General features: G+C 37.8%; 14 protein-coding genes and 2 pseudogenes. 14 read left to right on the plus strand and 2 right to left on the minus strand.

The annotated features are described in order from the left end of the window. Positions 1–185: 185 nt before the first annotated feature. The 8 genes and pseudogenes from AN619_RS08275 to AN619_RS08310 all read left to right on the plus strand — a co-directional run bounded on the left by AN619_RS08275 (position 186) and on the right by AN619_RS08310 (position 8,609). Entirely contained in the window at positions 186–1,013 is an 828-nt protein-coding gene (locus AN619_RS08275; protein WP_198153269.1) for an aminotransferase class IV, read from the plus strand. 773 nt (positions 1,014–1,786) lie between these two features. After that, a complete protein-coding gene (gene hpf / locus AN619_RS08285; RefSeq protein ID WP_068556265.1) occupies positions 1,787–2,317 on the plus strand; it encodes a ribosome hibernation-promoting factor, HPF/YfiA family in 531 nt (176 codons plus the stop codon). A gap of 198 nt (positions 2,318–2,515) precedes the next feature. Beyond that, on the plus strand, positions 2,516–5,074 hold the full coding sequence (locus tag AN619_RS08290; protein WP_068556266.1) for an EAL domain-containing protein: 2,559 nt from the start codon (positions 2,516–2,518) through the stop codon (positions 5,072–5,074). Positions 5,075–5,202: 128 nt separating this feature from the next. Further along, complete coding sequence (locus AN619_RS08295) at positions 5,203–5,847, plus strand: hypothetical protein (RefSeq protein ID WP_068556267.1); 645 nt, start codon at positions 5,203–5,205, stop codon at positions 5,845–5,847. Positions 5,848–6,206: 359 nt separating this feature from the next. Further along, positions 6,207–6,677 (plus strand): annotated as a pseudogene (locus AN619_RS16690) (hypothetical protein); the annotation flags it as partial. Positions 6,678–6,737: 60 nt separating this feature from the next. Continuing rightward, positions 6,738–7,358 carry an HD-GYP domain-containing protein gene (locus tag AN619_RS16145; RefSeq protein WP_198153271.1) on the plus strand — a complete coding sequence of 207 codons (621 nt, stop codon included), beginning with the start codon at positions 6,738–6,740 and terminating at the stop codon, positions 7,356–7,358. After that, positions 7,348–7,932 (plus strand): DUF5317 domain-containing protein, encoded by a 585-nt coding sequence (locus AN619_RS08305; protein WP_068556269.1) that lies wholly within the window; start codon positions 7,348–7,350, stop codon positions 7,930–7,932. The genes AN619_RS16145 and AN619_RS08305 overlap by 11 nt, the downstream gene beginning before the upstream one ends. An 89-nt stretch (positions 7,933–8,021) precedes the next feature. Further along, a complete protein-coding gene (locus tag AN619_RS08310; RefSeq protein ID WP_068556270.1) occupies positions 8,022–8,609 on the plus strand; it encodes a DUF5317 domain-containing protein in 588 nt (195 codons plus the stop codon). A gap of 413 nt (positions 8,610–9,022) precedes the next feature. On the opposite strand, the gene AN619_RS15930 is transcribed toward AN619_RS08310, so the two are convergent. After that, complete coding sequence (locus tag AN619_RS15930) at positions 9,023–9,175, minus strand: hypothetical protein (RefSeq protein WP_157064961.1); 153 nt, start codon at positions 9,173–9,175, stop codon at positions 9,023–9,025. Positions 9,176–9,493: 318 nt separating this feature from the next. Here AN619_RS15930 and AN619_RS08315 point away from each other — a divergent pair, with 318 nt between their 5' ends. Together AN619_RS08315 and AN619_RS08320 are read left to right on the plus strand one after the other, a co-directional pair. Beyond that, the gene (locus AN619_RS08315) at positions 9,494–10,138 is read left to right on the plus strand and encodes a hypothetical protein (RefSeq protein WP_068556271.1); all 645 of its coding nucleotides are present in this window, start codon (positions 9,494–9,496) and stop codon (positions 10,136–10,138) included. 26 nt (positions 10,139–10,164) lie between these two features. Then, on the plus strand, positions 10,165–11,718 hold the full coding sequence (locus AN619_RS08320) for a L,D-transpeptidase (RefSeq protein WP_068556272.1): 1,554 nt from the start codon (positions 10,165–10,167) through the stop codon (positions 11,716–11,718). 234 nt (positions 11,719–11,952) lie between these two features. Here the strand turns inward: AN619_RS08320 and AN619_RS08325 are convergent. Then, positions 11,953–13,447 (minus strand): annotated as a pseudogene (locus tag AN619_RS08325) (IS1634 family transposase); the annotation flags it as partial. 88 nt (positions 13,448–13,535) lie between these two features. Between AN619_RS08325 and secA the strand changes: the two are divergent. From secA to AN619_RS15935, 4 genes are all read left to right on the plus strand, one after another. Beyond that, positions 13,536–16,211, plus strand: a complete 2,676-nt coding sequence (gene secA, locus AN619_RS08330) for a preprotein translocase subunit SecA (RefSeq protein WP_198153272.1) — start codon at positions 13,536–13,538, stop codon at positions 16,209–16,211. Between the two features lie 89 nt (positions 16,212–16,300). Continuing rightward, a protein-coding gene (prfB, locus tag AN619_RS08335; RefSeq protein ID WP_157064962.1) for a peptide chain release factor 2 occupies positions 16,301–17,399 on the plus strand; the annotation gives its coding sequence in 2 pieces (ribosomal slippage) (positions 16,301–16,375 and positions 16,377–17,399; 1,098 coding nt in all). Positions 17,400–17,570: 171 nt separating this feature from the next. Continuing rightward, positions 17,571–19,880, plus strand: a complete 2,310-nt coding sequence (locus AN619_RS08340) for a methyl-accepting chemotaxis protein (protein WP_068556274.1) — start codon at positions 17,571–17,573, stop codon at positions 19,878–19,880. Further along, positions 19,814–20,041: a hypothetical protein gene (locus AN619_RS15935; protein WP_157064963.1), complete on the plus strand. Its 228-nt coding sequence runs from the start codon at positions 19,814–19,816 to the stop codon at positions 20,039–20,041. Before AN619_RS08340 ends, AN619_RS15935 begins: the two co-directional genes overlap by 67 nt. Positions 20,042–20,100 lie beyond the last annotated feature (59 nt).

Genomic DNA, 20,100 nt, shown 5'->3' on the forward strand with positions numbered 1-20,100 from the left:
GGATTCACTACTCTAACTAAAAGGCTTTCTATGTGATATTAATCCTGATGAACCGCCGGATACGGGACCGTATGTCCGGTGGTGTGAGAGGACGGTAGATAAATTAATTATCTACCTCCTACTCGATATAATGGAAATAGATAGATATATAGATGATGGACAAAAGTACAATATGGAAGAAAAGGATGGACGGATGTATGTATATCTCTCTAAACGGAAAAATCATCAAGGACCATGAAGCAGGGATTTCCCCTGTCAGTGAAGGGTTTATGTACGGTTACGGGCTGTTTGAGACTGTAAAGGTGCAGGAAGGGAAAATGTATTTTTTTACAGAACACATGGAACGTTTGAGAAGGGGATGCAGCATCTTGGAGATGAAGCTGGAATTTTCTCCGGATGTGATTTGCCAATGGTGTGATGCACTGATAGATAAAAACAATCTTTTCCATGGAGGCGTAAGGATTGCTTATACAAAAAATGGGGATCTTTATGATTTGCTGATCACTACCAGGGAACATCCTTATCCAAAGGAACAATATGAAAAGGGATGGAAAGTATGCTTTTCTCCTATGAAAAGAAATCCCGAATCCTTGCTGGCAGGCATAAAGTCGAACAATTATTTGGAAAATATTTTGTCTTTGAGGAAGGCAAAAGAAAAGGGCTATGATGAAGCAATTTTTCTGAATGTATATGGAAAAATCACCGAAGGAGCCATTTCCAATATATTTTTTGTGAAAAATCATATCGTATATACTCCTTCTGCAGCCTGTGGAATTTTGCGGGGAATTATGAGGGATAAGGTCATACATATTATGAGAAGTATAGGCGTGGAATTACAAATCGGCCAATATGCAAAAGAGGAAATATATGAAGCCGATGAAATTTTTGCAACGAATTCCCTTATAGATATCATGCCGGTCTCTCAGTTGGAAAATAAGAAATTTGATTTGCAAAAGGCTTCTGTGACAATAATGCTTATGGAGGAACTAAGAAAATTCTATGATGCAACATAGGGATAGACACGATCCTTTCGAGAGAAAAGGAAGATTTGTCAAAAATTTGTATCAACAGGGGATATGAAATTTCATCAAATCATAAAAAAATTATTGTCATAAAAACGATTATACAATGTCATGTATAAACCAGTCGAGGGATCAATAAATAGTGATAAAAATGAATGACAATTCGTGACAAAATAGCGCAAAAAATGACTTATCCACGTCTCATTCACAAGATTATTCACAAGAACGGCATTGGAAAACCGGTTATCAACAACTTTATTCACATTATCCACAGAAAGATGCAAAGTATGATGGGGGATTGTGGATAACATGTATAAATAAATGGATGCAGTATAAATTTTATGGAAAAACAGACGGAATCAAACAAAAAACTGTGCATAAGCAAAAAAATTGCAAAAATTCTGTGGATAAAACAGTGGATACTGTTGAAAAGCTGTGTAGAATTTTCAAAAGACTGCTAAATTTTACATTTATACATGAGATAAAAAACAGTTTTTTTCATTCATGGATTGACACAATATCAATTAGGGAGATTTTATTGAAAAAAACAGAGAAGGGTGTTTGATTAAAAAAAATGATGGGTAAAATAATGATATATCGAACTTGTCCAATCCGTTTTTTAAAATTTCGGAAAATAGGAGGAAAGTATAGAAAACCTAATGAATAAGATTATATAAAATTATACCGCCGAATAGGACAACAGCAAGTTTTGAGCCGACCAGTTTCGGCTCAATCATATATATGTTTGAAGGGAGCTGAAGTATATGAGAGTCAGAGTCAGTGGGAGAAATTTAGAGGTAACAGACGCTTTACGGGATACAATTACCAACAAGCTAGAAAAGTTTGGAAAGTATTTCAATGAGGATACAGAGGCTCAAGCAACCTTAAGTGTAGAAAAGAACAGACAGATTATTGAGGTGACTATACCCATGAATGGAGCAATATTGAGGGCAGAAGAAGCGACAGATGACATGTATGCCTCGGTGGATAAGGTATTGGACAAATTAAACCGCCAGATTCAAAAATATAAGACCAAGCTTGAAAAGCGGTATCATGGTCATGACACCATCCGATTCGAATATATACCGGACATAGAGCAAAGTGAAAAATTCGAAACCAAGATTGTAAAAACCAAGCGTTTCTCTATAAAGCCAATGGATCCAGAGGAAGCAGTGCTTCAAATGGAACTTTTGGGACACAATTTCTTTGTATTTACCAACGGAGAGACGGATGAAGTAAATGTGGTATACAAAAGAAAAGATGGCAATTATGGTCTGATAGAACCTACGCTATAGTTGAAACAATTATTTAGAAGAATAAGACAGCAATCGCTGTCTTATTTTTTTTACGCAGGTATATACGGGAAATGAGGAAGACAAACAATTGCAAAAAACCTCGAAAAAAGTTGAAAAAAGCTATTAAATTTTACAAACTTTAGTTATATAATTAATTGTAAATTCACAAAGAGAACAAAATGCAAGAAGGTGGCTATCATGGAAAAGGGAAAACTGTATAAAGAAATCCTGATGAGGAGTCCTGTTGCCTACGGGTATCAAAGGATTCTTACAGATTCAGAAGGAAATCCCTGTGATTATATATTTATGGAAGCAAATCCCGCCTTTGAAAAGATGATAGGTTTCAAAGAAAAAGATATTATAGGGAAAAAACTTACAAAAATACTAGATAATACACAAAAAGATGTTTTTAATTGGATACAAACTTGCGGGAAAATCGCCCTAGAAAAAGAATACAGTGAATTTATCCGGTATGCGAAAGAACTTGGGGGCTGGTATAAGATCGTTGTTTTTTCACCGGAAGAAAAACATTTTGCAATCATGTTTTATGAGATATGGAATAAAATAAAAATGATGAAACAGGTAGAAAAAAAAGAGAAAATCACCAAGACTATTTTTAAAAAATATGAAATGCTTTTTAAAAATAGCCCAGATGCAATTGCATATGTGGACAAGAACCACATAGTAAAAAATGTAAACAAGACATTTCTTAATTTATTTCAATATACAAGAGAAGAATGTATTGGTAAAAATCTAGATGATATAGTGATAAAAAAGGATCTGAGAAGCGAAGCAGAAAAGAATACTTTCAATTTGTTTAAAACAGGGAAGATAGATTTAGAAGCGGTTCGATACACAAAATATGGACAACCTATCCATGTAAAAATAAGAGGGGTCTTGGTTAAAGAGAAGGATGAGATATTAGGAGGTCATGTGATCTATACAGATATTACAGAAAGAGTGAGATATCAAAAAAAACTGGAGAGTACGAATGAAGAATTGGAAGCAACCATAGGAGAGCTTACAGCCAGTGAAGAAGAATTGAAGGCTCAATATGATGAAATGCAGAATTATTTGGAAAAAAATGAAGAACTGAGACAAAAGTATGAAATAGCTATCAAAGCTACCGACAGCTTTGTGTGGGAATTGGACAAGGAATATGAATTTACCCATCATATTTCACAAAAAGCTGAGGAAATCGTAGGAGAAAAGATCCAGGTACAGAAACTGCACGAAATGATAAACAAAATTGTTTATCCGGAAGATAGAAAAATTCTTATAGAGGCATTTGAAAAACACCAACAGGGGATTGCAAAGGAAATTAACACCCAAATCCGAATCAAAGACAAGGCGGGCAGGATAAGGTGGTACTTAGTCAAAGGGAAAGAAATTAAAGACCGGCAGGGAAATATAAAAAGTGTAAATGGGGTATTCATAGAAGTTACAGAAATGAAAGAAAAGGAAGCATATATTCAGTACCTGGCAGATCATGATCCACTGACGGGGATACCCAACAGAAGAAAATTTACTGAATTATTTACGGAAGAATTGCTGCGGGGAAAAAAAGGGGCAATGCTTTTACTGGATCTGGATAATTTTAAAAATATTAATGACACTGTAGGACATATATATGGGGATAAACTTTTAAAAGAAGTTTCTGCCATATTGCAGAAATTCGAATGTGAAGATATTCATGTTTTCAGAATAGGGGGAGATGAGTTTATTATTCTGATGAAGGAAAATATAAAAACTGCGGAGGATTATGCCCGGAAAATACTGAAAAATTTTCAAGAAAAAATCAGTATAGACGGCATAGAAACTCCTATAACGGCAAGTATCGGAATTGTCAGATATCCTGATGACGGACAAGATATGAATGATTTGCTCAAAAAAGCGGATATAGCAATGTATAAGGCAAAATATACAGGAAAAAATAAATATCTTTTGTTTAGTAAACAAATGGAGATTCAGTTCAATGAGAAAATAAAAATAGAAAACATATTGAGAAAGGCCGTAAAAGAAGAGGGATTTACATTATACTACCAGCCCATCATAGAAACAAATACTGGAGAAATATCATCCTTTGAGGCTCTCATCAGATTAAAAGAGATAGATATTTCACCAGGAATATTTATACCTATTGCAGAAGAAACAGATGTTATAATACCAATCGGAAGATGGGTAATCAAAGAAGTAATAAAGCAAATTAAAATATGGAAGGAAAAGGGATTCGATTTAAAACCAATCGCCATTAACGTATCTCCAAGACAATTTTCCGATAGCAGATTTATAGAATATCTAAAAAATAGCTTAGAAGAAAATGACATCCATCCTTCACTCATTGAAATAGAAATTACAGAAAATGTGTTGATCGAAAACCAGGAAGAAACTATACAAAAATTGAAACAGCTAAAAAGACTGGGTATAGCTGTTGTCTTGGATGATTTTGGGACAGGCTATTCATCCCTGAACTATCTTACCTATATAGCTGTTGATAAAATCAAGTTGGATAAAAGTTTAAAAGATAAATTCATAAAACTGGAGAATATACAGATATTGGATAGTTTGATTTGTATTGCCCACGGACTTAACATAAAAGTTGTTGCAGAGGGTGTAGAGGAGCTAGAAGAATACAAACGGCTTAAGAAAGGGAAATGCGACTATCTGCAGGGTTATTTGTTCAGCAAGCCTGTCAAAGGCGAAGACTTAGATAAATTCTTAAATGATAATTATTTAAAATTATTTGATCGACACTAGGAAGTCCGTTGCCGATGGACAAGAGAAGGAATCGTTACAAAAAAGAAGGAGATAGACGATGGAAGTCGAATAAGTTATGTAGAAAAATGATGCTTAACGAAAGACTGTTATAGTTAAAGGGGTTTGGAATGGAACGTATGGATATGAAACGACTTGTATTGGATATGGAGGAAATTATCAACAATATTCCAGAGGTAATTTCGTCAAAAATTGTTTTTAATGAAAACAATGAATTGGAGGAAATCCATGTACTGGCATCCAATCAAAGAAATGCCAAGCAAATATCTAGAGATATTCAGTCTGCTCTCACTGCAAAGTTTGACATGAAGATTGACCATAAGATCATCAGTGTAGCACAGATCAATTTCAAGCAGGAAGCAGACAATGAATTTCGTCTAAAGATTCATTCCATCGGGTATTCTGTGATAGGGAATATAGCAGAAATCAAGGTCGTACTCCAAAAAGGCGAGGAATTGATTGAAGGTACAGTACAGGGGATCAATTCAAAGAACAATGTCTATCGAATGGTAGCCAATGCTACCTTAGAATGTATTCATTCTCTTTTAGGGATGAGCAATACCTTTATTGTGGAGGATATTGAGAGAATCCAGTTGGCAAAACGGAATGCCATGGTTACAGCGATCAGTCTGATTACTCAACATGAAGAAGAGCTGATGGTAGGGTCTGCCGTGGTGAAAAAAGACGAATATGAAGCCATCGTCCGTGCAACGCTGGATGCAATCAACAGGCGAATTGTGAAGTTTGGTGGCTAAGCTAGTATTTTAGGTCGGCTATTTATCTATTTTTGCATAGCGAAGCGATATAGCCTGTGTAAATTAGCGGAGCACCAGAGCCTATACACAAAAAGGGGGCTATATCCATGAAAAAAAGATTTATCGTATTGTTTATGAGCTTATTGTCATTAATTTTAGCTGGTGGAGCAAATTTTAGCTGGAAATAAACTGCAAAAGCCGACCTAAAATTATATAAAGGAGATATAAAAATGAAGGAGATGTCCTTTAAGTTAAAACTATATACAGGATTGATAATTGGGGTTGGTCTGTCAATTCTTATGATAGGCATAAGAGAAGTACGTACATCGTCACAAATAGGATCAATCCTGTTTTTTGCAATGCTAGGAATCATTGCGGAGTCTTTAACTATAAGAGTTAAAGGGAATACAGGGGTATCTGTGGGTTTTGCTATAGGAGTAGGGGCAGCTCTAATCCTTGAGCCATATACAACTTCTATTATGGCTTTTGCATCTTTTTTATTTGCAGTTGAAAAAATAGATGGAAGATATGAACATCTATTAAATAGTTCAATATACAAAAGATTATTTAATAGTAGCGTTTTTGCGATTTCAACTGTTACTGCTGGCATGCTTTATGACTATTTAAGCAGAATGCATAATTCTATAAGAGTTGCTGGAATTAGCGTAACAGGTATTACCTTTAGTATGATAATATACATAGCAATAAATGTTACAATTTTTGCTGGGTTGATAGCTATAGTTGATAACAAATCAATCTTTAAGACCATAACTACTTTTAATTGGGCTATAAAAAACTTTTTTGGATTAGCGCCATTAGGCATTATTATTGCAATAGCATATTCTACATACGGATGGATTGCAGTTTTGTTTTTCTTCGGGCCGCTATTGGTGGCACGATATTCGTTTATATTATATATGGACATGCGTCATGTATATTTTGAAACCATCAAGGCTTTGGCGAATGCTGTGGAAGCAAAGGACAAGTATACTATAGGCCATTCCTATCGAGTAGCTGATTATGCTGTGGGGATTGCCGAACACATGGGTTTTAGGCAGGATACCATTGATCGGATCAAAACGGCGGCGATTTTGCATGATATTGGGAAAATAGGCATATCCGACAGTATCTTGAATAAGCCGGGAAAACTAGAAGATAATGAATATTTTGTGATTCAGAAGCATCCTGAAATCGGTGCCAAGATTTTATCAGAGGTAGATTTTTTGGGAGATGTATCAAAGATCATAAAATATCACCATGAACGATTTGATGGAAAAGGATATCCTGAAGGACTACAGGGGGCTGAAATTCCTATTGAAGCCAGCATTTTATCGGTAGCAGATGCCTTCGACGCCATGACTTCTGATCGTCCTTACCGAAAGGCAATGGATCAAAGCACTGCCATGAACATTTTGTTGAAAGAGGCGGGTGTACAATTTAATCCTATTGTGGTGAAGGCCTTTCGGGATTATTTACACAGAAACAGGGAGGAAATAGCACATGTGGGTTGAATCCCTAGGGACTTCCATTATCATCGGAAAACTGCGGGGTGGCAAAATTTCTCAATTGACGGATATCTATATCCATCAATGGTGGTATATGACCATTGCTGCCTTGATTGAATTCTCCGCATCATGGATAAGGATGAAAGAAATCGAACCCCTGTGGCGATGGATTGACGAATACATTATGATAATTCACTTCATCACTTACGGCTTCCTTATCTTTGTATTGATAAATAACATAAAATCCAAAGGTTTTCCATTCATTCTAATAGGAGTCATGCTGAATTTTATTGTAATTATGGCCAATGGAGGGCGGATGCCTGTAGATATCAGCAGCATTGACCCAATTTTTTTCCGAGAGAAGATTGCTTTTTTAAAAGCAGGTAAGGATCTTGTCCATGCAGTCATGGACGAAACAACTTCTTTAAAGGTTTTGGGAGATATTATCCATTTGAAAGAACCTTATCCTATGCCGAAAACCCTCAGTATTGGGGATATTTTTATGATGCTCGGTGTATTCTTGTTTGTTCAGAATCAAATGTTGAGGCATAAAGGAAATAGGATAAAGGGGATAAGTTGAAAGTTAGTAATTGCTAGCAGCCAATGATAATTTGAAAACCTGTGAGATGGTTTAATAACCTGAAAATAAAGGGGTGGTATGGCTTGTTAATGGAAGGAACGATCATAGGATTGCTTTTAGGAAAGATCAGAGGGGGAAAATTCAGAGGCCTCAGCGAAGTATCCATTCATGGATGGATTATCCTGATCCTGGCTTTATTGCTGCAGTTAACTCCTGCAATCTCAGAGGATTTTCCCATCTTTGCCAAATATCGGGGCTATATTTATGTAATGTCCATGGTTCTTTTGATTTTAGGCATTTCCATGAATCTAAAGAAAAAAGGCATGTGGGCCTTTCTGGTGGGGATATTGCTCAATCTTGTGGTGATTCTTTTCAACGATTTTCAAATGCCTGTTTCTTTTGAAAGTTTGAAGTTGGCAGGATTGGAGCCTATGATCCGCGCAATCGAAAGAGGAGAGATGGCCCATTACCGTTCATTGGAAGGAATTACCCATTGGACAAAATATTTGGCTAAATTTATTGCCATACCAAAGCCATATCCGTTGCCCAAGATAGTCAGCATAGGGGATATTTTTGTAACTTTGGGCGTGATCCTGTTGATTCAGGGCGAAATGCAAAAAAGCAAATTTACTGTGCGAAATCGGATGATAACATTTGGATATAAAGGGAAGCTGTAAGGGAGGGCGAAAGTTCTTCCTTTTTGAATTTTTGCATAATGTGCTGGATTATGTTACAATCTCAAATTTGACAGTTAGAGATTTTAAAAAGTTTAGAACCTATTTAAAAAGGGTGTTCTAAGCTTTTTTATCTATAAAAAAGTGCGTACTTTATTTTAATCAACTTTTGCACATGCTAATGTTAAACTAAAAGTATACCAAAAATAAATACTTGCTAAACAAAAAATGTACCACCTCAAACCACATCTCCCATATAATGTTCTTGTGAGAAAAGACCTTGTCAAGTAAAGTGTGTAAACCTTTTTTTAAGGCAAAAATTTTGTAATTCTATCACCAAATCATATGCCCAACTGATTTAATACTTGAGACTAGTTGGGAATGGCCCGATTCCATTTGCTCATGATATCCACTGTTCAAAAGAAAAAAGTTGTATACTGCTTAGCTATAAACATTTTTTCTAAAGTGGCAGAGAATAACTCTTTTAATGCCCATTCTATATCCTCTATGTTTTTAGGGCCAAATGCATCTATAATTTCTTTTGCTAACAGTCTTTTATCTTTTATCATTTATCATGTGTAAATCCTCCCGCTATCATCCTAATATTATTTTAGCATATGTTGTAGTTTACAAACTTTATTTTACACTGTCTAAACAAGTTTTGAAAAAATAATTTTTGGAAAAAAATGTTGACAACATATAATTTAATAGATATTATCATATTATAAAATCAATAAATTTATTTTATTTAATTTACTTTTATACAAATAAATAAAAATAAAAATGATTAAATTGTATAAGACAGGTCTCCTATTTAAGTATACAATATCTTGAATAGCATATTTCACTAAATGATAACAATCAAAATTATTTGGAGGTGGAATTAGGTGAAAAAATTATATATCTTCCTAATGATTTTTCTTGCAATTGTTTTTTATAGCACATTTAAAAATATTGGATATAAAACAAAAGAGGGGGCAGTAAGGAATTCAGCAAATGATATTTCAGCAAACAAAATGCAAATAAGGGAATCATATGATGCAGAAAGCAAAATGGAGGGTATTGAAGAACAAATATTTAGATTATTTGCTGATATACATGAAAAACCTGATAACAAAACATTAATATTGAGCATTATAAAAGACATAAATTGGAGTACCTATGAGTCCCTTTACTCAAATGCTTCTTTTGATTTATTGAATTGGTTAGGCAGCATATCTTATGAAAATGAAAGAGATATGATTAGTATTCTGCAAGCCGTTGATGGGCTAGACGGTGCTATGGCTGAAGAATATGCGTCCATTGTTGGACAGATATTTCTGAAAGATAAAAATAGATTTATCAAGTGCTTAAGCAAAATACCTGAAACAAAAATGAAGACTGTAAACAAATTTGTTGCTTACTATTGTAGTTACAAAGATATAAATCAGATTAGGATAGAAATTCAAAATATGCAAAATGAAGATTTTTTTAATGATTATGAAAGAGAGGTGATTATCTATGATTTGATGGAGCAACTTGAGAACTTTTAGAACTAAAAATTAAGGGGGATAATCAAATGAAAAGCTATCTAAAGGGATTTATTAGTTTAGTTATGGTATTGGCGTTATTTTTGACAATGATACCAAATGTTGGATATGGTATGGAAAATGCTAAATATGTGTCTATATTTGAAAAAGTGAACGAAGTCGACGGAGTAGATGCTGAAGACATTGCTGCTGAAATAGGAAAAGCGTTTAGAGAGGATTCAATAACTTTTATTAAAGAGGCAAGTAATCTAGATGATGATAAAAAGGAAAAAGTTGCAACCTTACTAATATATAATGCAAACTATCAGAATCTTGAAGAGTTTAAGAAGCAAGTAATAGAACTAAGAGATACTTTTGGCTTAAGTCAATTGGAATCTAATTTTCTAAATAATATCTTAAATTTAATGATAGAAGACAATTCTAATTTTTCTGATATCCAAAAATATCAACCACACATTAGGAAGTTCAGTAAAAAAATCATTTTAGACTTTATAGAAAATTCAATAAGTGATGTAGATGAAGAATACTTTCACATTATCGGAAAAGCTTATAGAGCAGATGCTAAACAATTTGTAAAGATGATTGCACATTTACCTGAAAATGATATTAATAAAATTTCAAAATTTATAGCATATGATACAATAAAAAATGATTATAAAAACACGAATATAATTATTGATGAAATGACAGAATTAACAGAGAAGGAAAAGAAAATACTTGATAAAATCGAAAAAGAGATAGGAAATAATGAAAACAGAACATTGTTGTCGCATACTCAAAGTATAAAGAAATCTCATAAAAGAACAATAGCTCCTATAATTGAATCAGTAGAGTACAAAAATAGCAACATTGAAGTTGGAAGGCCTACTGCAGTAAGTGTTACCCTAAGTGACAAAAAAGACATTACATCCGATAGAGAATATTGTGTTAAACTGTTTTCAGCTAGAAATAATAAAGAATACCTAAAGGCAATAAAGTTTGTAAAGATTCCACCGGGGGAATCTAAGGTAGAAATTACTCTAGATCAGATATTTTATTCTACGGAGCCTACTTATAACCTAGTGAAAGTATATTCTACAGATGACACTCTATTAGTCGAAAAAAAGACAAACTTAATTTCAGCATTAGGAACTTGGCATATCGATGTGTATCTTCCAATAAATAGGAACTATAAAGGGCATATTTACCTATGGGATGCAAGCAGTGAATGTCGTATGTATGCAGAATGTTTAGGAAGATCAGCATCTAACGCTAGTATGTATGAATATCAAGGAAATACCCCAACCGGTGAATACACAGGCTACTTATATGGGCCTATGTCAAATACTTCATCCTATGGACCATATAAAGTTGTTAAAATGACAGGGGTATCAGGTGTCATTATTGAGTCAGGAAGAGATGGTATTTGGATACATGGAGGAGATCCAATAACTGATACATCAAAGACTTACTATCCTTTAAGGCCTACATATGGTTGCGTCCGAATATCAAATAGTGATCAGCAGACACTTCAAAATAAAATTCAAAATTTAGTTTCAAATGGACATGCTTCAACGGGTACAATCTCTATTAGTGAGAACTAAGAGTAATTTATTACCGTAAGTTAAGTAAACACTAATCTAAAATTGAAAGAGTAGTTTGAATATGAGAACCATAATTTTGTCGAATGCTTTCTGCAATAAAAAATTAATAAAAGCTTTGTCATATAAGAAAGCTTTTATAGGCGATTTATGATAATATCCCATCTTTGACAGTGGAAGAATAAAAAAAGCTTGTAATCACTTGAAAAAACTAGGTTTCAAGCTTTCTTTATGTGTTCAAAAAGTGCGTACTTTTTTTATTTTTTTTGTTTCTTTAAATTTTTTTTATCATATTTATGCTAACAATCTGGTAATCCGTACGAAAACCAAAAGCATCATGTAAAGCATCGGTAAAATCAGTTCTTGTGTAGGTTGGAACATACCCCTCGCCTTTAACTTCTAAAAAATTCATACCTCTCAATCCACTAATAATTTCATGGCATGTAAATTTTTCTTGAAGCTTCTTTTCAAGCAACCTATAAATAATCAGAGATATAAAGCAGGTAATGAAATGTGCTTTAATCCTGTCATCATTGCTTAAATACACAGGTCTTGCTTTAAATTCGCTTTTCATAATCCTAAAGCATTCTTCAATCTCCCATCTCCTGTGATTAACCTTGATGATTTCAGATACATCATCCTCAAGGTTTGTGCAAACCCCATAAAAACCATCAAAGACTTCTTCCTTCTGGATTAGAGCAGAATCAATGCTGTATATTTCTTTATCTGCAATCTCACCATCAGCAGTACAGCTTGTTTTGGCAATAAACCGTTTGTAATCGTTAGCATTGCATTTCTTGATTTTTGTGGGGTTGTTTTCTATGGCCTTTTGAGCTCTTTCTATTTGAGAGTTGCGGATTTTACGCTGATAATCCCTGTATTTGATGGAGTAGGTTACAATAAGCCTTTGTTCAAAACCATTTTCTTTAATCCAGCGCTCCTTATAAAATACTTTTTCTCTTATTTTCCCTTTATCTTCAGGAGCAGCTTTATCTACCATTTCATCAAGTTTAGAAATATCATAGGTTTTATCGCTGCCTGCAAGCTTCCAGCCATCTGGAGCAAGAGCCCATTTTTTTAGATGTTCCTTTAATTTTTTGACAGATTGTGTTGTAATAAATGCCCGGCCATCCTTGTCATTAAACCTTCGATTATCTTCAGAAGCCAGCCCTGCATCTGTGCAAACAATAAATTTAGAAAGCTCAAAGTCAGAAATAATTTTCTTTTCTAATGGCTTTAAAGTCAGCTGCTCATTCATATTCCCTCTGTTCATGCTGAAAGCCAGGGGAATTCCATCTCCGTCCATAAACAGTCCCATTTGAATGATCGGATTGGGCTTGTGATCTTTAGAAGGACCATATTGCTTGTTGCCATCCTCCTGTTCAATTTCAAAAAAGTAATTGGTGCAATCATAGTAAAGGATACCGGTATTTCTTTTGGAAACCTTCAGGCTGTTTTCATACAAGGAGGACTGGATAAAATCTGTCTCCTTAGCAAGGAATTCAAGAGCTCTGTATATTTGATGCAAATCAAAATTGGGTTGTTGGATAAACCTTTTAGAAAGCTCATATGTAGCAAGTTTAGAGGAAGGAAAAATCACTCTTCCGTAGATTAATCTGGAAAGTATGGAATCTAAGTCAAAATCAAATTTATACTTTTGTGAAATTTCCTTGCAAATCTTGTGAAGTCCGAGCTCGTGATATATTTTTTGAAGAAATAGATAACCACCGTTCTTCCTTTTTGAATTTTTGCATAATGTGCTGGATTATGTTACAATGGAAAATGGGGTATTATAACATTGTATAGAGAGGATGATGGAAATGGGTCTATTAGATAAGATATTTGGCAGTTTTAATGATCGGGAAGTAAAGCGATTATTTAAAATCGTTCATCAAATAGAGGCATTGGAAGAACAAACAAGGGCTTATACGGATGAGCAATTGAAGCATAAAACTGTTGAATTCAAAGAAGCCTTAAGAAATGGAAAAACCCTTGATGACATACTGCCGGAAGCCTTTGCCGTGGTGAGGGAAGCAGCCTGGAGAACTTTAGGAATGCGTCATTTCCCTGTTCAGCTTTTGGGGGGCATCGTACTGCATCAGGGAAGAATTGCAGAGATGAAGACCGGTGAAGGAAAGACCTTGGTGGCTACTGCTCCCGTTTACCTGAATGCCTTGGAGGGCAGAGGAGTCCATGTGGTCACCGTCAATGACTATCTAGCAAAGCGTGACAAAGAGTGGATGGGGAAAATTTACGAGTTTTTAGGACTTTCCGTAGGATGTATTGTTCACGGTTTAACCAATGAGGAAAGAAGAGCCGCCTATGGCTGTGATATTACCTATGGTACAAATAACGAATTTGGTTTTGATTATTTGCGGGACAATATGGTTCTTTACAAGGAGGAGATGGTTCAGCGGGAATTAAATTTTGCCATCGTGGACGAGGTGGACAGCATCTTGGTGGATGAGGCAAGAACACCCCTGATCATTTCCGGGGCAGGAGAAAAGTCCACAAAACTGTATTTCATTGTGGATCAATTTGTAAAAACATTAAAAAAAGAGGCGGATTTTACGGTAGATGAAAAAGCCCATACGGTTGTGCTGACCGATGACGGGGTAAGAAAGGCTGAAAATTTCTTTGGGGTGGAGAACCTGGCCGATCCCGAAAATATGGAGATTTCCCATCATATCAATCAAGCCTTAAAGGCCCACCATTTGATGCGATTGGACAGGGACTATGTGATCAAGGATGGGGAAATCGTGATTGTGGATGAGTTCACGGGACGTCTCATGTTTGGCAGACGCTACAGCGACGGGCTCCATCAGGCCATTGAGGCAAAGGAAGGATTGGAAATTCAGAGGGAGTCAAAAACTTTGGCGACCATTACACTGCAAAATTATTTCAGAATGTATAGAAAGCTGGCAGGTATGACGGGTACGGCCAAAACAGAAGAAGAGGAATTTAAGCATATTTACAATATGGACGTAGTTGTGATTCCTACGAACAAAGAGATTCAAAGAAAAGACTTGCCCGACTCGGTGTATAAGACAGAGGAGGGCAAATTCAAAGCCGTTGTGAATCAAATCATAGAGAAGCACAAAAAAGGTCAGCCTGTGCTGGTGGGTACGATTTCCATCGAAAAATCGGAGTTGTTAAGCAAGATGCTCAAAAAACACGGCATTCCCCATGAAGTGCTGAATGCAAAGCACCATGAGAGGGAAGCGGAAATTATCGCCCAGGCAGGAAAGTTGGGGGCAGTCACCATTGCTACCAATATGGCGGGCCGCGGTACCGACATCGTATTGGGCGGAAACCCGGAATTTATGGCCAAAAAAGAACTGAGAAAGATGGGCTATAATGATCATGTCCTTTCTATGGTGACAAGCTTTGTGCCTACGGAGGACGAGGAGATCCTGGAAGCCAGAAAAAAATACCATCAAATCTACGACCACATGAAGAAAATTACCGATGAGGAGCATAAAGAAGTGATTGCAGTGGGCGGACTGCATATTATCGGTACAGAAAGACATGAATCTCGAAGAATCGATAATCAGCTGCGGGGGCGTGCCGGACGTCAAGGGGACCCGGGAGCATCTCAATTCTTTATCTCTTTGGAAGATGATTTGATGCGTCTCTTTGGCAGTGAGCGCATCAAAGGTGTAGTAGAAAAGCTGGGCATGGAGGATGACGAGCCGATAGAAGCCAATCTGCTTTCTAAGTCCATTGAAAGTGCGCAAAAAAGGGTAGAAGGCAGGAATTTCTCTATTAGAAAGCATGTGCTTCAATATGACGACGTGATGAATAAGCAGAGAGAGATTATTTACAAAGAGCGAAGAAGGGTTCTTGAAGGAGAAAATCTTCGGGAACATATCCTGGGCATGCTGCGGAGCCTGGTAGATCATATGATCGAGATCCACACGGCCGAGGCAAAATATCCGGAAGAATGGGATTTAAAGGCTATGGAGGACTATCTCCACAGCATCTTCCTGCCGAAGGGCAGCCTGCAGTTTGATAATATAGAAGCACTGACGAAGGAAGCATTGAAAGAAAAGATCATGGAAATTGCTGAGAATATCTATACGAAGAAGGAACAGGAAATCGGCGAAGAGCGCATGCGGGAGCTGGAGCGCGTCATGCTTCTGAGGGTGGTAGACACCAAGTGGATGGATCATATTGATGCCATGGATCAGTTAAGGCAGGGCATCGGATTGCGGGCCTATGGCCAGGAAGACCCCGTAAGGGCCTATCAGGTAGAAGGCTTTGATATGTTTGAAGAGATGATCAAGAGTATCCAAGAGGATACGTTGCGATATGTATTTAATGTAACAGTAGAGACACAAGCCCAGCGGAAGCAGGTAGTCCAAGTTACGGGTACCAGCGGCAGCGGGGATGGAGAGGCTGAGCGAAAACCTATTGTGAAGGCGGATACCGTTGGAAGAAATGATCCCTGTCCGTGTGGCAGCGGCAAAAAATATAAAAAATGCTGCGGACAATGAAGATGGCTGATAGCTGCTGGTGGATAGCTTTTAACCGCTGACTGCTAACCGCTAACGACTAACGATAATTTATATAAGGAAGTGAGACAATGATCCAACTAGAGCAGTTGAAGTACGAACTAAATCTATTGGAGGAACCTCTAGAAGATTTGAGGGTTTCTCTTTGACATCGCCGGTTTGTGCAAAGAAATCGAGATGCTAGAAGCAAAGATTGTGGAACAGGATTTTTGGAATGATCCTCAAGAAGCACAGAAAGTTCTGCAACAACTGAAAAACAAGAAGGACAAATATGAAAAATATAGAGAGTTACACCAGCATTGGGAGGATTTAAAAATTCTTCTGGATATGGCTATGGAAGAAGAAGATGCATCCATGGAAGGAGAAATCCGAAAAGGTGTTGAAAGACTCCAAGGGGAAATTGATAAGATGAAGGTGGAAACCCTTTTATCGGGACAATATGATCGAAACAGCGCCATTCTTTCCATCCATGCGGGGGCAGGGGGTCTAGACTCCCAGGATTGGGCAGAAATGCTGCTGCGAATGTATACCCGGTGGGCCGAAAGACGGGGATATCGGGTAAAAACCTTGGATATATTGCCAGATACGGAGGCGGGCATCAAAAGCGTAACCCTTTTGATCGAAGGAGAAAATGCTTATGGCTATCTCAAAAGTGAGAAAGGAGTCCACAGGATTGTCCGCATTTCCCCCTTTGATCCTTCTGGCAAACGACATACTTCTTTTGCTTCTGTGGATGTGATGCCTGACATTGAGGAGACCATCGACATTGAGATCAATCCCAATGATTTAAAGATTGATACCTATCGTGCCAGCGGAGCCGGTGGACAGCATGTCAACAAGACGGAATCTGCCATTCGGATCACTCATCTGCCTACGGGTATTGTAGTACAGTGCCAAAACGAACGCTCGCAACACAGCAATCGGGAAACGGCCATGAAGATGTTGAAGGCAAAACTGATGGAATTGAAGGAGAGGGAACAAAAAGAGAAGATTGAAGATTTAAAAGGAGACTACAGTCAAATTGCCTGGGGTAGCCAGATACGTTCTTATGTTTTCCATCCCTATAGCTTGGTAAAAGATCACAGAACCAATGCGGAAATGGGAAATGTGCAGGCGGTGATGGATGGGGAGATTGACCTGTTCATGGATGAATATTTGAAGAAAATATAGAAAGGCTCGGTACCAAAACCGAGTTTTTCTTTTTTGACGAAAAAACGCAATAATTTGATAATTCTGAAAGGAAAATATCGAAAAAACGAGAATATAATATATGATATTTTTTAAATTGCAAAATTCCGACCTATGGGCATGGACAAATGGGAAGCAGGGGGAATGATAAGGATGAAATTGGTAAAATTAAAGAAAAAAGAAGAAAAGAAGGGGCAGATGGGAGTGCAGTGGAAATCCAAAATGGCGGTCCAACTGGCGGCGGTCATTGTATTGATTATCGCCATCGCTGTTACTGCCATCGGAACGATAAATTACCGCAGTGATATCCGGGATTTGCTGGAAAATAAAAAAGAGGCCAACAAGATTATGGCAAAGGTGGTGGCCCTTCAGGCGGATTTATATATCACCAGCTCCATGGAAACTATGAGAACTCTCATTGCAACAGTCAACTTTGAAACGTTAGATGAATATGGAAAGAATACGACACTGGGCAAGATGGCCAGCGTGAATGTCCAGTTCAAATCCGTCTATATGACGGATATGGGAGGGAATGTTCTGGCCAGCACCAATTATCGCCGGGATAACGGCAAAAATTATAAGGATACCATTTGGTTCAAAGAGGCAGCGGCGGGAAGAACTTATGTTTCCGATACTTTTATTGATGAAGATTCTAAAATGCCTGTGATCACCATTGCCATGCCTATCGAAAACATCGTTTCTGGACAAACAGGGGTTATGGCGGCAGACTTAAGACTGGACCGACTGTTTTATCTCACCAAGGATATGAAGATCGGAGAAACAGGCTACAGTTATATTGTAGATAAAAAAGGAAATATCATTGCCCATCCTCAGTTCAAAGAGAAGGTATTGACAAAATATAATGCACTGGAAAAAGGAATCAAAGGAGTTGTCAGTGTTATTGAAGGAAAGAGCGATGTGGAGATTTATGAAGATACAGAAGGGCAAAAAGTCGTGGGAGGATATGCGCCAGTGCCGTCTACCAAGTGGGGTATTCTTGTGGAGCAGCAGTACCGGGAAATCACAGAACAGGGAAGGATAGCTCTTTGGAGGACCATTGTGATTTCTTTGGCAGTAATTCTCTTTGGCCTTTTGGCAAGTGTATTATTTGCCCGGGCATTTACAAAACCCATTACCGACATGCTGAAGGTAGTCAATAAAATCAAGACCGGAGATTTAACGGAGCGAATTAAAGTCAACACAACCAATGAAATAGGGTTGCTGCAAAAGGCATTTAATGACATGACAGCTTCTTTGGCCCAACTGATTCAGGATGTAAGCCGTCTTTCAGGACAAATCAACAGTTCTGCAAAGGCTTTGGAAAGCAATGCCCAGCTTACGGCGGAAGCGGCCAATGACATTACCATGGCCATTCATGAAGTAGTTTCAGGCACGGAGAAACAAATCCATAGCGTAGAGAGAAGCACCCAGGCGGTAAGTCAAATGATTGAAGGGGTCAGAAGTGTATCGGACAATGCAGCGGAAATTCTAAAATCGTCCTCCTATGCATCGGAATTAGCCAGAAACGGCGCCGAGAATATTGAAGAGATTATCAAGACTATGAAATCTATTGATGAGACCGTAGGGGAATCGGCAGTACTGATCAAAGAATTAAGCATACATACCTATAAAATTGGAGATATTGTTCAGTTGATCAAGCAAATATCGGACCAAACCAATTTATTGGCACTGAATGCGGCAATTGAAGCAGCCCGGGCAGGGGAACACGGCAGGGGTTTTGCTGTAGTGGCTGAAGAAGTAAGAAAACTGGCAGAGCAATCGGCAAAGGCATCGGCCAATATTGTAGAGTTAATCAAGAAGATTGAACAGGAAACGGACCGGGTTGTAAAGACGATGGAATGCAGTTTGGAGGGTGTAAAGAATGGCACCAAGGTGGTCAGTGGCACAACCCGATCTTTCCATGAGATTATACAAGAGACCCAGAAAGTGGCCCATGAGGTGGAGAGTTTTACGGCTGCCATTGAGGAGCTTACGGCAGGGATGGACTTGGTAGAGCACTCCATGACGGAGGTAAATCATGTATCCCAGTCTACGGCTGCCAGCACTCAGATTGTCCTTGCCAGTACCCAAGAGCAGGACAATGCCATCCGGGAGATTACGGATTTTATCGGCGGCTTGAGTCAGATGGTCCACAACCTGGAACAGTTAATTCAAAGGTTCAATACGGGACATGGAGAAGCATCAGATAGGGCTGTGGATGATTATGGGATAGAAAGGGAGCAGCAGGAAACAGAGGATTCCATGGAGAAAAAAGAAGTGGGGGAGACAGAGGATACTGCCGAGATACAAGAAGAAAATACTGTGTCCGATGGAGAAGAAGTACCCTTCGGAGAATCAGGAGAAGAACTGGACCCCCCGGTGGAGGAACATGATGCTTGGGAAGAAGATGTGGAATTCGATTTGGAAGGGGAAAGGCGAGAAACCGATGCTGCCGGTCAGTAGGCGGCAGTGATGAGATATTGACTGTTGGCGTTCATGAAAAGAGGGAGCAGGGCTTACAGAAAAGCGGCCGGGAAAATACCCGGCCCTTTCTACGTGCGCCCGGCATGGGCAGTAACTTGGCGGTGAAAGTCCGCTATGGGCTTGGCAGTGGGAACCATTAGCCAAAGGCAAGGGTGTCCATCGTGAGGTGGAATCTGAAGGAAGCCGGAGGCAAAGTCCC

It is taken from the genome of Thermotalea metallivorans, from assembly GCF_001562415.1.
In the GTDB taxonomy this organism is placed as follows: Bacteria; Bacillota; Clostridia; order Peptostreptococcales; family Thermotaleaceae; genus Thermotalea; species Thermotalea metallivorans.

What these genes read in the sequence shown, in the direction of transcription:
- AN619_RS08275 (WP_198153269.1), top strand. Translation starts at nt 186, where the DNA reads ATGGACGGATGTATGTATATCTCTCTAAACGGAAAAATCATCAAGGAC.
- hpf (WP_068556265.1), top strand. Translation starts at nt 1,787, where the DNA reads ATGAGAGTCAGAGTCAGTGGGAGAAATTTAGAGGTAACAGACGCTTTA.
- AN619_RS08290 (WP_068556266.1), top strand. Translation starts at nt 2,516, where the DNA reads ATGGAAAAGGGAAAACTGTATAAAGAAATCCTGATGAGGAGTCCTGTT.
- AN619_RS08295 (WP_068556267.1), top strand. Translation starts at nt 5,203, where the DNA reads ATGGAACGTATGGATATGAAACGACTTGTATTGGATATGGAGGAAATT.
- AN619_RS08305 (WP_068556269.1), top strand. Translation starts at nt 7,348, where the DNA reads ATGTGGGTTGAATCCCTAGGGACTTCCATTATCATCGGAAAACTGCGG.
- AN619_RS08310 (WP_068556270.1), top strand. Translation starts at nt 8,022, where the DNA reads ATGGAAGGAACGATCATAGGATTGCTTTTAGGAAAGATCAGAGGGGGA.
- AN619_RS15930 (WP_157064961.1), bottom strand. Translation starts at nt 9,175, where the DNA reads ATGATAAAAGATAAAAGACTGTTAGCAAAAGAAATTATAGATGCATTT.
- AN619_RS08320 (WP_068556272.1), top strand. Translation starts at nt 10,165, where the DNA reads ATGAAAAGCTATCTAAAGGGATTTATTAGTTTAGTTATGGTATTGGCG.
- secA (WP_198153272.1), top strand. Translation starts at nt 13,536, where the DNA reads ATGGGTCTATTAGATAAGATATTTGGCAGTTTTAATGATCGGGAAGTA.
- AN619_RS08340 (WP_068556274.1), top strand. Translation starts at nt 17,571, where the DNA reads ATGAAATTGGTAAAATTAAAGAAAAAAGAAGAAAAGAAGGGGCAGATG.